Origin of the sequence: Bacteroides cellulosilyticus, from assembly GCF_020091405.1 — a bacterium.
Lineage (GTDB): Bacteria > Bacteroidota > Bacteroidia > Bacteroidales > Bacteroidaceae > Bacteroides.
This window is the reverse complement of the sequence record NZ_CP081903.1, coordinates 6085468-6099348: the sequence shown is the minus strand read 5'-3', so window position 1 is coordinate 6099348 and position 13881 is coordinate 6085468. Positions and strand designations below refer to the sequence as shown.

The following is a 13881-nucleotide window of genomic DNA, read 5'->3' as shown; positions in this document are numbered from 1 at the left end:
ATCCTTAAGATAGAAGTGTTACACAAAGCAATCTTTTTGCTTGGCTAACACTTCTATCTATCTTGTGGGTCATACCCCATATGCCTCGGTGTTAATTGGGCACGACCGGACAGAATGTATTACGGAAATAACAAGACTGACGCCCCAAATATAAGTTTCGACGACTCTTTCATTTATGACGAGATTGCCTTAAAACCTGTCGACCGTAAACTACCGTTGGAAATATTGGATAATATTAGTGTACCGTCTTTCAGAACCATATTTTTTGTTTTATGGGGCTTCATTAAATCTTCTGAGATTTCATAGTGTATGGAAACATTTTGCATAGGAACCTGATTCTTCCATACGCAAATAGTGATGGTCACTTTTTGAACCATTTGATCTGCAAACTTCACATACTGTTTCCAGTCATATTGAGTGATGTCGTGCCTGCCGGAACGAATGTGGTAGGCGATACTACCGTCTTGTAGAGGAGTATCGCTTGGAGGCATCTCTTTGGCATCTAGCCCCTTTTCTCCGAATATAAACTCATATACCGGAGTAGCATGTACTCCGATTCTCCTTTAGGGTCGGCCCATTGATCTTCGGTGGCGCTGGCAATATAAACCGGACGTGGGGCTAAAAGAGCTATCAACTCATGCTGGTCAAAAGGAAGCGTGTTCTCTTTGCCGTTGTATTTCCAGAAGTTGCGACAAAACCAATGGGGAAACTGTTGGTTGACGGCTTGAATGGTTTCTCCGATTGCACGTCGGGAAAGGGCGGCCCCTCCGCAACCGGAGCAATTGGAAATAATCATAGCAAAACGTTGCTCTGTGACTCCTGCCCATAAGGCGGCTTTACCATGCCGTGAATGTCCGAACACGGCTACTTGGGATGTGTTGATATCTTTGTCTGCTTCGAAATAGTTCATCGCACAACTCATGGCCCATGCCCACGCGGCTATGGTTCCCCATTCGTCGTTAGCCGGATGATGTTGTCCTTTTTTGTAGAATAGAGGGTGAACTCCATTTTTAAATGCATCATCAAAATCAGGGTCAATGTCTCTGCGATAGATAGTGACAAGGGCGTATCCGTTTCCCATCAGCATCTCGATGGGCCATCGGGCAACTGCAATGCCTCGGGGAGGCAATCTCTTCCATAAAAATTCTTTTTGTTTTTCGGGAGTTGGATAGGATATACCGGGATCTAGGCTGATGGTATGGTTACCTTTGAAGTTTAATCCGAAGAATAGAGGTACTGCTCCTGAACACTTGTTCGGAATATATATGAGGACTGTAAAGTAGTGTTTGTCACTTTTTGTCAGATAAATCGAAACTTCCTTACGTGTAGCTATACCGCCTAACGCATTTTTGTCTTCTGTCAGAATTTTGAAGTGCATATCTTTCGGATGTTTAGGTGCTTTGCAGAACATTTCCGTTTCGAAGAGCCGGAGTAGTTCCGGCCTGCGTTTTTGGTTCCATTGTTTCAGGGTATTTATAGTGGTTCTGTTTTTCATTATCAATGGATTAGGTAGATCGTAATTCGGAATGTTTTCTTCTTCATAATTTGCTTTAGAAGCAAGATATCTGAATATAGTGTCTTTAGGAAGACTTTCAGCCAACACCGTAAGCACAAAACACTGTAAGAAGCACAAGATTCCTGTAATCTTTTTGGGAGTATTCATGGTAAATAGTTTATATTATTCTTAATCTTTTGAACTTTATGGTATCTTTGATTAATGATAAAGCTGAATTCGTGATGCATCTATTCCGTATATTACGCAAGGAGCACCAGTCAATTCTATAGTTACTTGATTATCGGTAGTAGGCACTATCTGTTTTTGTCCGATGGCATTCAGTAAGGTGACCTCGGGAACATTGCTTGGCAATGTCAGTTTCTTTTTTGTTTTCCATGAGCTTACCCAAGGTTCCGGAAAAATATCTCCGTTGGGATGAGTCAGAATATTTCCTTCTGTCCTGTCCCAAAGTACAGCCATGCTTCCCCGGGGAGTATCAAATAAAATTCCTCTGCTAAGCGGATGCTTTTCGTCCATCCGTATCCAGCCTTTGAATACGGCTTTATCCAATACTTCAGCTGTGTTGCAAAAGGCCATCAAAGAAGGCTTGAAGCTTAAATCTCTGTTGATCATCCCAAAGAAATACTCCCGGTTGGTGGCATTTACTCCTAAATGGTCGAACCATACGGAGTTAAATAGCTGATAGTAAAGCGCATTCTTTACTCCTTCTGCCGCTGCAAGCGCATATGATAATAATAAATTCTCCGCTGCTTCGCGAGGGGTGTCGTTCCATGAATGATTGGGATAATCAAGCGCGTATATTTCGGTGAGGTACAAATCTTTGTCGCCTCCATGCTTTTGTATGAAGTTCTTGACTACTCGGATAGAACCGTAATAATTCCAGTATTGATATCCGAAAGTGGGCTTTTTGAAGTCTTCCCAAGGAGCGATTACCGGAAAATCAGGTGTAAAATTACCTCTGCCCGGATGCAATGCGATTCCGTCCAGCAAGTCCCATCCTCCTAATTCTACAATCTTTTCCAGGAAGATTTCATCTGCACCTGCTATTCCGAATGAGATAATCTGAATGTTCTGCCATTCAGTTTTTTCTTTTTGAACTTTGCGTATGGCTTTCAACCACTCTATATATGCTTCGGCCAAACTAGCCTTACCAATGCCTTCACCGGCACCGGCAATGTCCGGTGAACTCATGTTCAGTTCATTACCAAATTCCCATATCTTGTTTCCATTTTTCACAATCTTTCGGAAAAAGGAACGTATCAATTCTTCCCGCTCTGTATCTTTCCATTTCTTCTTCCAGTTTATGTTATTGTGAAATGTAGCTTCTATGTTTTTGAAACTGCTGGTGATTCCGTTACGTACCCATCGGACTCCCATCCGGTTTAATAAACGTTTTAGATTCATGGAATCGGGAATGGCCCAATAGGCTGAAAGCCCCATAATGTTTTCATCGGGTGTGGCTTTAAACTCATGAGGGGGCAATATAGCCAAACTTGTTCTCGAGAAAATCTGTTCTTTTCCGTTTTCATCTTCAACGGAGACTTCTACAGAATAAATTTCCCGTTCTGTGTCTGCTGTAAATTCAATAGGGTGAACTTGTACTTCTCCTATTTCTAAGAAGTATTTCTTGGAGTCATTCACTATGTAATTTCCGGCATAGTCGCGAATCCAATACTTAAGTATACATTTTTGTGGAACTGGTGACGTATTGATGATTTTAGCTTGTACGCCGATTGGGATAGTTGCGTCCTCCCACCAGTTATAGACTTTATCTGTGGTGAGTGTCAAGGCAAACGGACGTTTCTGCCATTTTGCACTGATAGCTTCGTAAGGCCATTCATAAGGAGGAAATAGGATTGAAAACTGAGTGAAATAGCTGCCGTCTTCCTGACGGGACAGAATCGTATGTCTGTAGTCTTCGCCTTTCCAATTTGAGTCGACTCTGTTATCGGCTCCATAAGCAAGGCAAAGCAAGCGGTTTTTTACCAAAAACGGAAAAATTTTGGCATCGGCCGTTTCTAACGGAAGTCCTCCTTTAGCATCCCGCTGCCATATCCCCAATTTAGCTTCCGGAAGTTTTTGAGTACCGGCGTTTTCGGGTAGGCAGAAACGGAACTGGCATCCTTTCCAGTCAGCTTTATACTTTTCAGGAACTCCTGAAAGCAAATATTGTACGTCCACCCGGTCTTGGTGTACTATGAATGTACCTGTAAGTTTTATCGAAGCCGGTACTGATGGAGAAAAAAAATAATGGATACGAATGGCACTTGTTCCATCCACCTCTATTATTTCATACTTGCAATTGTTTTCAAGTTCCTGTTGAAGCCACCGGTCAAACTTTAGCTCACCGAGTTGTACCAATGTCTCCGATTGTTTGTTTTGCAACAGCAACCTTCCTTTATCTTTGGATGCTATTCTTAAAATATAATTGGAAGATTCAATCTTATAGTTTGCCAGCATTTCTATGGGTGCTATACAGAAATTGATTATTAACAATAGTAACCATTCTCTTTTCAATTCGGCAAATGAAATGTTATATAAAAGCTTATACATATCTTTATTCTTTGTAAATTATAAAATTTACCCCTGCTACAAATATTATGTGGCAGGGGCAATTTTTCATAAAAGTGGATATCCACGATTAATCTTTCATGAACTGGCCTTCTTCGGGTACCTGCAAGGGAGTTACATTATTTTCACAACCTAAATAACCGTTATTTTGATTAATGTGTCCATTAGTGTTGGCTCTGATATCTTTGTTAGGAATAGGCCATAACATGTGATGAACACTCATGGTGTATTCAGCAAATCTGTTCTTTACACCTTTGTTATAGAAATTGTTATATTGGCTGATCCAGTCGAACCAAAAATTGTATCCGGTATCTTTCAAGTTGCTGGTACCCTTCGGACCACATAAGTTTTCCATTTTGTAGGTACGTCCGTCAAATATCTCACAAGGTTTACCTGTCAGCGCGTATGTATAAGCTATACGAACCAATGTAATGTGACGATGTTCTTCGTAATAAAGTTCGCGTGCGCGTTCATTCAGAATTTCACCGATATTGATATCCTGAGCAGTCAGCGGATCGGCATCTGCGCGTTTGCGGACTACATTCAGCATGTTGGCTGCTTCACCCAGATTATCTTTCCAATAATAACATTCGGCAAGCATCAGATAAACTTCGGCACTACGCATCAGATAGATAGGACTTGAACCACCTTTCCATTGACCGCTACCTGCTGTTGGATCCGGAATATATACTTTGTAGTGCGGCCATGAAAACCAGCATCGGATTGAATCACCGCAAGACATATTCACTGGTTTTACTGCCTTCTTTCCATACCAGGGATCATTAGCTTTCTTCAGGGCTGGGTCATTATAGATCAGGTCTTCCATGCGTCTCCAACTGTCGCGGTTGTATCGGCCACGTAAGTCGTTTTTCTCCTTCTCTGTCCAAATGGTATATTGGAAGTAGTTGGTGGGACGTACACGGGCAATGCCTCGTCCATATGTTTTGTTTACGTCTTCCACAATGCCGGCTGTAACGTCTTTGCTGTCGGGAGTGACAGCGAAACCTGTTTTGCCACTCGGAGTTTTTACTACGTTATTATTCCACATAGGAACACAGTTAGCCATGATTTCTGTTTTTGCGGAACCTGTACCACTGGCATTATTCGGTTCGGATACACCATATAATATACCTTCTGTGTTGGCCGGGTCACTTTTGGCTTCTACGCTGTGCAGATCAAACATCAGGTTGGGGTGATTGTCTTTAGTGGAAGTAAAACGGTTTACCATCAGTGGGTGTTTAGCTACGATTTCATTTCCAACTCTGATAGCATTATCGAATTCCCCCAATGACATATAGATTTTCATTAACAGTACGCCACAGGCCGATTTGGTGGTGTGTCCACGGTCTATTTGTTCGGGTACCCATTGGTATGCAAATTCCAGTTCTTTTTTCATGCGGCGCAAGATGCTCCAACGGTCACATGTATTAAAATCATACCGCGGGTATGCGACTTCGACATCAATGAAGGGGACATCCCCGAACTGGTTGATCAGTCGCCAGTATCTGTAACAACGCTGAAAGTAACCCGTGCCCAATACTTTATTTTTTTCTGCTTCATTGACGAATTTAGTATCCTTCATACGTGAAAGCACTACATTCGTATATTTTATCTGATTCCAGTTCTCATCCCAGTTATGTGATGTCAAATAGGAGTTTTCTGCATTATTAAAGTTCGCATCCGGCATTAATTGGCGATCCATATCCTGCAAGGGGCCTGCTTTGTCAGTCGTTCCGCTGATACAGAGATCGGAGAAGATAAGTTCACAAGTATATCCACTTCCGTTTCCAAAGTATTCATGACGCATGGAACGCTCGGCAGCTGCCAGAGAGGTGAGCAGACCCTCAGCATCAACGTATGCATTTTCAGGAGTGAGGAAAGAGAGGGGTTTAGGTTCCAGCCAACTTTCGCTACATCCGGTTAATAGTGCCGTACATAGAGCGGCACCACTGATAGTTTTGAATATTCTGTTCTTTTTCATTGTTCTTTCAAATTAGAGTGTAAAGTTAATACCGAAATTGAATGTTCTTCCCATTGGGCTGTTTGATTCAGGATCCCAGCCGTCGTAATGAGGAGCAAAGACTGCTACATTGTGAATGGATGCGTTGAAGCGTAAATCTTGGATACCCACAACTTTTGTCCATTTTTGTGGCAGGCGATATGAAACAGTGATATTGTCCAAACGGATAAATGACTTGTTTACATAATGTGTTCCTAAGTTCTTTGAACCGATACGTGCATAGTTATTAATCGGATTTTCCGGTGTCCAGTAAGGCTGATCGTAACCGCAACTGATAGAAGCATCAAAGTTATTGTTGGCGGCATCAGCATATGAACCGTAGTGACCCCATAAAGAGTACAACATGAATGAAATATCCAGATCATTGAACAATTGGAAGTTGTTACGGAATGTCCAACGGAAGCGAGGGGTTGTATATTTCTGGTGTTTCTTGTCATCCTGGTCCAATTTCCCATTTTCGTTGAGGTCCAGATATTTAAAGTCACCCGGCTGGCAACCGTATTTTGCAGCTTCTTCAGCTTCATCTTGTTGCCATACACCATCTCCTACATAATCCCAAATGCGGTCTGGATCCTCACCAATAAACCATTTGTTAGTGATATCATCGTCTTCTACCTGACCGATAATATTACCGTCAGCATCAAGAATATTCTTCATGTTACCGTACAAGTGCTTGATCTTGCGACGGTTGAGTGAGAAATTACCAGTAGCACTCCATTCAAAGTTTTTACGTTTCATGATGTTGGCATTCAATGTCAATTCAAAACCCGTATTCTGGAGTTGTCCCATATTACTCAATACTTTGCTGAAACCGGTGATGGGCGGGATGGCACGGTCCATGAGCAAATCATTGGTCATCTTTTTGTAGACTTCGATAGAACCGCTTAAGATATCTCCGAAGAGTCCGAAGTCCAAACCTATATTATATGATTTAGCACGTTCCCATTTCAATTTGCTATTCGGCATTTTTTGGTTCAATGTATAAGTAGTGGTATAGAATTTGCCATTTCCGTCGATCCAACAAGTTGGGTTAGAGGTCAATTCTGCAAGGGCAGCGTAAATACCGATGTCTCTATTACCATTTTCACCCCAAGAGAAACGTAATTTACCATAGCTTAACCATGAGGAGGTTTTCTTCATGAATTTTTCTTCTGTGAATACCCATGCTAAGGCAACGGCAGGGAATGTAGCACGTGGGTTCATCATACCGAAAGCTGAGTAACCGTCACGACGAACCGAAGCGGTCAACATATACTTATTACTAAAAGAGTAGAACAAACGTCCCATCAAAGCATCGCCGGTAGTGTATTGGTCAGTACTCAATGCAGTAGGATTGTTGCCCAAGTGTATACCATGATAACCTAATGCGTCACTTGGATTGTATCCTTTGTTAGTGCTCTTAGTCATCCAGCTTTGTGACTTTTCGGCATTGATTAGGAAAGTAGCTTCTACTTTATGTTTATCGAAGAATTCATATTTCCAGTTGAAGACATTGTCTACCTGCCAGTTGAAAGCTTTATTATGCTGGCGGAAGGATGAGCCTCCTTCTCCTGCCCAGGCATCATTCTTGGCTGATTTGTGCTCAAAACTTTCGTTCCAGGCCAAGCGCGGAGTAAAATTCATCTGGTAAGAGAAACCGAACGGTAAATTCAGACGTCCGTAGATAGTTCCATCCAGATTCATGTATACTTGTTTCTTATCTGTATATTTGCGGTCATAGAATGGGTTGGCGATGGTGTTTGAACCATTAGGATAGTGCTGGTTAGCACTTTCTGGATTGTTAACATCATTACTACAATACGGAGAAAACCATGTCAGAGCTTTAGTATCGACAGCAATAGCGCTTTCGTCACGGCTGGAAAAGTTCATATTCAACCCCACTGTGATATACTTGTTGACATTGGATTCCAGATTCAGACGGGTAGTGAAACGGCTAAACGCATCACCATCTTTGATACCTTCATTGTCCATATAGCCAATAGACCAGTAGTATTGGTAATCTTCACCTTTCTTGCTAATGCTGACGTTATAGTTTTGTTGTACTGCATTGTTTAACATCAAATCTTGCCAATTGGTTAGTTTACCATTGAAATAATTATTGATTTCAGGAGTAGATAGGTCCAGACGTGACAACCATTTCGTTATTAGTTCTTCTTCTGATACAGACGTGACTTTATCCTTCTGGTCATAATTGTACCAGTCTACTTTATCTATTCCATTAAGCTTCCTTGGATCGGTATACATTCCCGGATATTGTTCAAGGTATTCATCCGTTTGCCTACCGATTTCGTATGCTTGACGGAAATCAAGAAATTGTTCGGCATTTCTGAGTTTGCGGCTCTTAATAGGAGTGACCAATCCCCAACTTGTATTGACGTTAATCACTGGTTTGCTGCCTGCTATACCTTTTTGTGTAGTGATAGCAATGACTCCGTTTGCTGCTTTTGCACCATATACGGCAGCAGAACTGGCATCTTTCAGTACATCGATTGAGATGATGTCGTTGGGGTTCAATTCGCTAAGTTCGCCATTATAAATAACTCCGTCTACAACAAGTAACGGTTGTGAACCGGCCTTTAAAGTACCTTTACCACGTATAAGGAAGTCGCCGCCACCTTTTGCTTCGTTGTTGACTGAGATATTCAGACCGGCAGCATTAGCACGCAATAAGTCGTGCATATTACGGGGCATTTCTGCTTTTAAGTCGGTCGGACGAATGTTTGAAATAGCACCGGTTAGATCCTTCTTTTTAGCTGTACCATATCCGATAACTACAACTTCGTCGAGTGCTTGAGCATCTTCCTGCATTGTAATGTTCAGATTGCTTTGCTGTACTTTGACTTCCACATCTTTGTATCCGATATAAGAAAGAACCAGTGTTTGGCCGTCTTTTGCGGTAATGGTAAAGTTACCATTCATATCTGTGATGACACCGTTATTGGTACCTTTTACCATGACAGTAACGCCAATGAGGATTTCTCCCTTGTTATCTACTACATGCCCTTTTATTGATATATTGTCCGTTTGTTGTCCCGGAGCAACACTATGAATCTGCGTTGAAAGAGATGTCGTAATGAAGGGCTGACCAGCTTGTACTGTACCAATGCCCAACAAAGCGGTCAGAGCTACTGATTGGGCCAGACGATAGCATCGTTTGTGACCTTGCTGCCACATGCATGGATGTGATGAATTGTTTTTCATATAACTGAATAATAATTAGTATTTAGATATTTATTAGGCTTTTACTGATTGCAACTTTATGATTTTCAACCTCAAAATTGCTGGATAATAATGTTGTTTTTATTCTACTCATTCTAGATTTGCTTTATGTTATACATTGAATTACACATGCAAATCTCTGAAATAATATGATAACTTATGCAAAGAATGATGAAAATCATCGGGAACGATTTTGTAGGTTTTTAATGTTAATAGCTTGTTATATAGTTGATTATTCCTATGTAAAAACAGACTTTTGCATACCTTGCACAGAAAGATGGTTAGCTTTAGTTAAGGAAAACGTTCCCGTCGATTTTGCAGATAATGATTCTATATTATTCTATAATATTGTGATATTTGCCATGTTGTTGAACTTTTAAGTAATTAATATGATGATATATTTATTCCTTTTTTGTAAACCTCGCCTACAACGAATAATCTTATTGTTTGTTTTAGCTTTTTATTCTTTAGTTCTGTGTGCTCAGTCTTTGGATTATGAAAGAATGAACCCTCATCCTCGTTTATTATTAACGCAAGGAGGAGAAGAGGCTGTAAAGAAATCAATAGCAACGTTTCCATCGTTATTGAAGATTCATGAGCGTATATTGAAAGAATCTGATGAGATACTTATCCAACAAATGGCGGTACGAGTTATGGAAGGGAAGCGGTTGCTGGGTGTTTCCCGTCTGTCATTAAAACGTATTTTCTATCTTTCATATGCCTATCGCATGACGAAGGAAGAAAAGTATGCCTATCGTGCGACACAAGAAATGCTTTCGGTAAGCCGTTTTCCAGATTGGAATCCATCTCACTTTTTGGATGTGGGAGAAATGGTGTTGGCATTATCCATAGGTTATGATTGGCTTTATGAGTATTTGGAACCGGAAACACGTTCTATAGTACGTGACGCAATTGTAGAAAAAGGCCTGGATGCCGCTGCTCCTGATGAGTGGTTTTACAGGGCAGCCTCTAATTGGAATTCTGTTTGTAATGGTGGTTTATTGTATGGTGCACTTGCAGTTTTTGAGGATGTGCCGGATAAGGCAAAAAAAATCATAGAGAAGTGCTTGTTGACTAATCCTAAAGCTTTAGCGGCTTATGGGCCGGACGGAGGATATCCGGAGGGTTTTCATTATTGGGGATACGGTACCAGTTTTCAGGTGTTACTTATTGCTGCCCTTGAAAGTGCATTGGGGACGGATGCCGGATTATCCGAATATCCCGGTTTTTTGGAATCAGCTCGCTTTATGGAATTTATGACTGCTCCAAGTGGCGAATACTTTAATTTTTCGGATGCTGTTAATGGAGTGAGATGTAATATGATGATGTTTTGGTTTGCTAAGAAAATGGGGGATTTATCTTTACTATGGTTAGAAAATCAATATTTAGAGAATCCTTCAGTTAGTTTTGCAGAAGATCGTTTATTGCCTTGTCTGTTGATTTTTTGTGCTCATCAGGATTTGAATAATATACAACCACCTTCCTGCCATTTCTGGCATAATGGTGGAAAGACCCCGGTTTTTATTTATCGTGGCGGATGGAAAAGTAAAGAGGATAGCTATTTGGCCGTAAAAGGAGGTTCTCCCCTAACTTCTCATGCGCATATGGATGCCGGTTCGTTTATTTATGAAAGGAAGGGAATACGCTGGGCGATAGATCTCGGAATGCAAAATTACTTAAGTCTGGAGAGTAGAGGAATAAATTTATGGGATCAGTCTCAAGAAGGACAACGGTGGGGAGTGTTCCGTCTTGGTAATATGGCACACAATACGCTTACGATAAACAATAAGCGCCATTTAGTGAATAGTTATGCTTCTATTAACAGAATATATAAAAGTGAAGATAGGAAAGGGGGAGAAGTAGATCTTACAAGTGTTTTTGCTGATGATATGGAAAAAGTTGTCCGCATCATTTATCTGAATGAAGAAGATGATCTGATTGTGAAAGATGAACTGGTTACGGGAGAAAAAGAGGCTTTGGTAACTTGGATTATGGTAACACCGGCTGAAGCAAAGATCATCGGTAAGAATCAAATAGAATTGGCTAAGGATGGACACCGAATGTTGCTTACCGTGACTGCACCGGGTGATGTTGAAATGAAACTTTGGTCAAATGAAGTTCTCCATGTTTTTGATGAATCTAATCCGGGAAGTATGCGTGTAGGTTTTGAAACTCATCTTCCCGCAAACCGGAAGAATTTGTTGAAAGTGATACTAAGTATTATCAAATGAATTATTTATTAATCAAATTATAAAAAGGATTTATGAAAAAGAAATGGCTCTTATTAAGTTTAATTGGTTTTCTTGTTTCGTGTTCGAAGCAGGAATCAATGGATGCATTGACAGCGCGTGTATTTACCGTTGCCGAACAACAGTATTTGGCAATGGATACTCGTTTGGAGGCTACTACTTTACCGCAGTCCATAGCTCCGGACAGTACATTCAAATCTTCGACAATTTATTGGTGGTGCAGTGGGTTTTATCCCGGTTCACTCTGGTATATCTATGAATATACTCAAAATGAAGCCGTGAAGACATTGGCCGAAAAGAATACGTTGAAACTGGATCCTATTCAATACGTAACCAATGATCATGATGTAGGTTTCCAGTTAAATTGTAGTTATGGTAATGGTTTTCGCCTCACGGGAAATGAAGATTATAAGAAAGTTCTTTATCAAGGGGCACAATCATTGGCGACCCGCTTTAGTTCCATAACTGGAGTAACCCGGAGCTGGGATTTCTTGCGCCGTGGTTGGAAATACCCTGTTATCATTGATAATATGATGAATCTGGAATTACTGATGTTTGCATCGAAAACCTTTGATAATGATACTTTGGAATATATAGCTCGTACACATGCAAATACTACTCTTAAAAATCATTTTCGTAAAGATTATTCTTCTTATCATCTGGTAGATTATGACCCTGAAGATGGGCATGTGCGTAGCCGGCAAACAGTACAGGGCTATTCCAATGAATCATCATGGGGGAGAGGGCAAGCCTGGGCGCTTTATGGCTATACAATGATGTTCCGTATGACCGGAGATGAAAAGTATTTGGAGCATGCAGAAAGTATTGTCGATATGCTTCTTTCACGTCTTCCGGTTGATGGTATTCCTTATTGGGACTTTGATGCTCCTAACGGTAATGAATATCGCGATGCTTCAGCTGGTGCAATAATGGCCTCTGCTTTTGTGGAACTGAGTGGTTTTGCTACGGATGAGAAAGCAAGGCAAAATTATCTCTCGATGGCTGAAAAACAACTTAGGACTCTTGCTTCACCTCATTATCTTGCTGAACCGGGAACTAACTGTAATTTTATTCTAAAGCATAGTGTCGGTAATCTTCCGGAAAAGAGCGAAGTAGATGTACCGCTTTCTTATGCCGATTATTATTTCTTAGAAGCATTGTTGCGTTATAAAAAGGCTGTGGGATAAGCTTAAAAAGTTTTTTCTCTCGAATAGTTGGCTTGTTCAAGGCCAACTTTCCGAGAGAAAAATGCATTTAACTCCTGTCTTTTCCTAATATATTCCGCCGGATATGCACGTTTCGGACGGGTTATGAATCTTCTCACCACAGAGTAACACTGAGTCTCACAGAGTTTAATCAATTTGAAATCAAAAGAATATAACTCCGTGATACTCTGTGTTACTCTGTGGTGAAAACTCATTTCTGTACCGTTATGAATCTGTTTCAACTTCTGATTCGCATGATTAGTTTGCACGTCTAAGCGTAACCAATTTCAAGTGATGCCTGAATTAATTGTTTTCGCTCCATCAATTAAGTTTTTTTATTGCAAGAAATAAGTAAGATGTTTATAGGCAACTTATCGGTTGGTTATAGACAGCCAATAAGTCGGTTATAGACAGCTTATAGGATGGCTATAAACATCTTACTTATTTCTTGCATGAAAGAAAATTAATTATTGCACTGTAGGAAGTTAATTGATGCACAGCTTGAAGTTAGTTATTCCTAATCAGAACAACCGCATCAAAAGTTTGCTTCATTTCTTTCCGATTATGAATCAAATTTAACTCCTGATTCGCATTAATATGAGATTATGCTGATGCACGTTTAGTATGTTGTTGTTTTAAGATGATAGCGATAGGATTTGGGCGATAATGTAGCTTCTTAGCTAAAGCCTGTACAGCCTTTCTGGTGCTCAGGCTAATATCCTTTTTATTGGCTAATGCGCGTGATATTGTAGATGGTGCCAGATTGAGTTGGCGTGCCATTTCTTTGATGGTAATTTTAGGTTGTTTATTGACTTCCGTATTATTCTTATGGCATTGCTTAAGTTTCACTGCCATGATATTGGGCTTGTAGTTTAATTTGGTGGCCAACTCCATTACGATTTCTTTTGTCTGCGAATTTACATCCCACTGGTCTGCCAAAGCTCTGGATACAGTGGAAGTAGAAAGATTTAGTGCTTTAGCGATTGTTTTAAGTGTTACTTGAGATTTCATGGTATTTACTTTATTAGGGTTAATATTATTTTCTTTATTGTTGCTGCAAAGTTAGAATGCAATGAATTTTAGGACTTTACGACATGTCTC

8 protein-coding genes and 1 pseudogene are annotated in these 13881 nt (G+C 40.5%); 3 read left to right on the top strand and 6 right to left on the bottom strand.

The window, feature by feature from the left end; translation table 11 throughout:
* Positions 1 to 54 precede the first annotated feature (54 nt).
* Positions 55 to 228, top strand: a pseudogene (locus tag K6V21_RS23500) (nucleoside deaminase); the annotation flags it as partial.
* Here K6V21_RS23500 and K6V21_RS26850 read toward each other — a convergent pair.
* The 5 genes from K6V21_RS26850 to K6V21_RS23480 all read right to left on the bottom strand — a co-directional run bounded on the left by K6V21_RS26850 (position 174) and on the right by K6V21_RS23480 (position 9308).
* Positions 174 to 491: a hypothetical protein gene (locus K6V21_RS26850; RefSeq protein ID WP_408912629.1), complete on the bottom strand. Its 318-nt coding sequence runs from the start codon at positions 489 to 491 to the stop codon at positions 174 to 176. The pseudogene K6V21_RS23500 and the gene K6V21_RS26850 sit on opposite strands and share 55 nt — an antisense overlap.
* A gap of 11 nt (positions 492 to 502) precedes the next feature.
* Positions 503 to 1663 carry an acetylxylan esterase gene (locus K6V21_RS23495; protein WP_224320061.1) on the bottom strand — a complete coding sequence of 387 codons (1161 nt, stop codon included), beginning with the start codon at positions 1661 to 1663 and terminating at the stop codon, positions 503 to 505.
* Positions 1664 to 1714: 51 nt separating this feature from the next.
* Complete coding sequence (locus tag K6V21_RS23490) at positions 1715 to 4069, bottom strand: T9SS C-terminal target domain-containing protein (RefSeq protein WP_224320060.1); 2355 nt, start codon at positions 4067 to 4069, stop codon at positions 1715 to 1717.
* 88 nt (positions 4070 to 4157) lie between these two features.
* On the bottom strand, positions 4158 to 6068 hold the full coding sequence (locus K6V21_RS23485; protein ID WP_224320059.1) for a RagB/SusD family nutrient uptake outer membrane protein: 1911 nt from the start codon (positions 6066 to 6068) through the stop codon (positions 4158 to 4160).
* Between the two features lie 12 nt (positions 6069 to 6080).
* Positions 6081 to 9308, bottom strand: coding sequence for a SusC/RagA family TonB-linked outer membrane protein (locus K6V21_RS23480; RefSeq protein WP_224320058.1), 3228 nt, complete (start codon positions 9306 to 9308; stop codon positions 6081 to 6083).
* Between the two features lie 407 nt (positions 9309 to 9715).
* Here K6V21_RS23480 and K6V21_RS23475 point away from each other — a divergent pair, with 407 nt between their 5' ends.
* Positions 9716 to 11557 (top strand): heparinase II/III family protein, encoded by a 1842-nt coding sequence (locus K6V21_RS23475; protein WP_309493859.1) that lies wholly within the window; start codon positions 9716 to 9718, stop codon positions 11555 to 11557.
* Between the two features lie 32 nt (positions 11558 to 11589).
* Positions 11590 to 12762: a glycoside hydrolase family 88 protein gene (locus tag K6V21_RS23470; protein WP_224320056.1), complete on the top strand. Its 1173-nt coding sequence runs from the start codon at positions 11590 to 11592 to the stop codon at positions 12760 to 12762.
* Between the two features lie 621 nt (positions 12763 to 13383).
* Here the strand turns inward: K6V21_RS23470 and K6V21_RS23465 are convergent.
* On the bottom strand, positions 13384 to 13791 hold the full coding sequence (locus tag K6V21_RS23465; protein ID WP_224320055.1) for a LacI family DNA-binding transcriptional regulator: 408 nt from the start codon (positions 13789 to 13791) through the stop codon (positions 13384 to 13386).
* Positions 13792 to 13881 lie beyond the last annotated feature (90 nt).

What these genes read in the sequence shown, in the direction of transcription:
- K6V21_RS26850 (WP_408912629.1), bottom strand. Translation starts at nt 491, where the DNA reads ATGCCTCCAAGCGATACTCCTCTACAAGACGGTAGTATCGCCTACCAC.
- K6V21_RS23495 (WP_224320061.1), bottom strand. Translation starts at nt 1,663, where the DNA reads ATGAATACTCCCAAAAAGATTACAGGAATCTTGTGCTTCTTACAGTGT.
- K6V21_RS23490 (WP_224320060.1), bottom strand. Translation starts at nt 4,069, where the DNA reads ATGTATAAGCTTTTATATAACATTTCATTTGCCGAATTGAAAAGAGAA.
- K6V21_RS23485 (WP_224320059.1), bottom strand. Translation starts at nt 6,068, where the DNA reads ATGAAAAAGAACAGAATATTCAAAACTATCAGTGGTGCCGCTCTATGT.
- K6V21_RS23480 (WP_224320058.1), bottom strand. Translation starts at nt 9,308, where the DNA reads ATGAAAAACAATTCATCACATCCATGCATGTGGCAGCAAGGTCACAAA.
- K6V21_RS23475 (WP_309493859.1), top strand. Translation starts at nt 9,716, where the DNA reads ATGATGATATATTTATTCCTTTTTTGTAAACCTCGCCTACAACGAATA.
- K6V21_RS23470 (WP_224320056.1), top strand. Translation starts at nt 11,590, where the DNA reads ATGAAAAAGAAATGGCTCTTATTAAGTTTAATTGGTTTTCTTGTTTCG.
- K6V21_RS23465 (WP_224320055.1), bottom strand. Translation starts at nt 13,791, where the DNA reads ATGAAATCTCAAGTAACACTTAAAACAATCGCTAAAGCACTAAATCTT.